Origin of the sequence: Bradyrhizobium acaciae (genome assembly GCF_020889785.1) — a bacterium.
GTDB lineage: Bacteria > Pseudomonadota > Alphaproteobacteria > Rhizobiales > Xanthobacteraceae > Bradyrhizobium > Bradyrhizobium acaciae.
Genome location: NZ_JACMYK010000294.1, coordinates 1 through 1,946 on the forward strand (window position 1 = coordinate 1; position 1,946 = coordinate 1,946).

At 66.1% G+C, this 1,946-nt stretch carries 1 protein-coding gene; it reads left to right on the top strand.

What is annotated here, in order from left to right:
- On the top strand, positions 1 to 1,946 hold a 1,946-nt coding region (locus H8A92_RS40910), incomplete at both ends, for a beta strand repeat-containing protein (RefSeq protein ID WP_338026710.1).

The following is a 1,946-nucleotide window of genomic DNA, read 5'->3' on the forward strand; positions in this document are numbered from 1 at the left end:
GGCGGCGGTGGCGGCGGGTTAGGTGCCGGCGGCAACATCTTCGTCCAGCAGGGCGGCAAGCTCACCATCATCGGCGGCACGTTGTCGGGTGCCACCGAGACCGGCGGCAGCGGCGCCAACGGCGCCGGCAATGGCTCCGCCTATGGCGACATCTTCATCCAGGGCACGATGGTCGTCACCCCGACGCACACCGTTTCCACGGTCTTCGAGGGGTTGCAGACCGTCACCACGCTCACGATCGCCGAGTCGATCGCCGACGAACGGGGAATCAGCGGTACCGGCACGAGCGGAAAGCTACAGGTCTCCGGCGGCGGCACGCTGACGCTGACTGGCGCCAGCACTTACGTCGGCGGTACCCAGATCGACGGCGGCAACATCGTCTCGATCACGGCCGACAATAACATCGGCGGCTCGGCCGGCGCGCTGATCCTCAATGGCGGTACGCTGACCACGACCAGCGGCTACACCTTCACGCACGACATACAGGTCACCGCCAATGGCGGCACCTTCGACATTTCGTCGGGCACGATCGCCGACACCGGCTCGATCAGCGGTTCCGGCACGTTCACGCTGTCGGGCGCCGGCACGTTGCAGCTCGGGCTCGGCCAGCTCGCGGGGCTGACCGGGACGCTCAACCTGAGTAGTGGGCATCTCTCGCTGACGACGGGCGGCAATTTCGACGACTCGATTACGGTCGGCGGCAGCTCGGTCCTGAAGGTCGCAAGCGGAGCAACCGTCACCGATACCGCCCTGATCAGTGGCGGCGGCAATCTCGGAATCGACGGCGGCGGCACGCTCGTCCTCAGCCATGCCAACACCTACGGCGGCACGACGATCTATTCCGGCACGGTATGGCTGACCACGGCCGGCGCAGCCGGCACCGGCAATATCTCGTTCACGACAGGACTAGCCAGCACGCTGAAGATTGACGATGCCGCGCTGACCGGCAACGTGCTCGCCAACAGTATCTCCAACTTCAATCCCGGCCAGTCCATCGACCTGACCGGGCTGCACTACAACACCCAGAACACTTCGCTCAACACCGTCAGTCTTTCCGGCAACGTCGTCACGGTCTCGAACGGAACAGTGACGGATACGTTGACGGTGAATGGGCTCGACGGTGGCGCCCGCTTCCAGCTTTCGCAGGATGCGAATGGCGGAACGATCGTGCAACTTGTGTCGACGCGCGTCTTCAATGTCTCGAACGTCACCGAGCTCAACGCAGCCATCCTGCAGATGGATTCCGGCGGCCAGAACGCAGCGCCGAATGCCAACTACACCATCAACATCACCGCCAACTTCAGCCTCTCGTCGGAGCTGTACGCGCTCAATCTCCTGAGCGGATCGAGTGTCACGATTAACGGCAGCGACGGTCACGGCGGTACCTACACGATCGACGGCCTCAACGCCCAGCGCGGCTTCTTCGTCTATGCCGGCAACGTCAACCTCGAGAACCTGACCATCCAGAACACGGTGGCGGCCGGCGGCGGCGTCATCCAGGGCGGCGGCGGCGGAGGCGCCGGGCTCGGCGGCGCCCTGTTCGTCTCGGCGAACGGCAGCGCCACAATCGACAATGTCGTATTTCACAACAGTGCCGCGATCGGCGGCAACGGCGGAACCGGCAGCACCGCGAGCAACGCCAACCTCGACGGCTTCGGCGGTGGTGGCGGAATGGGCGGCCAGGGCGGCAACAGCAGCGGCGGCGGCATCGGCCTACACGCGCAGGGTGCGAACTCCGCCGCATTCCAGAACGGGGCCGCCGGCATCGTTCCCGGCGCCGCAGGGGGCGGCAAGGGCGTCGACGGCTACCTGATCCCGTTCGGAGGCGGGACCATGCTCTACTGGTATGGCGGAACGGGCGGCGCCAATGGCGGCGGCGGCGGCGCCGGTGGCTTCTTCGGCAACAATAACCGCGCGCACGGTACCGGCGGTGGCGTCGGCGGTGG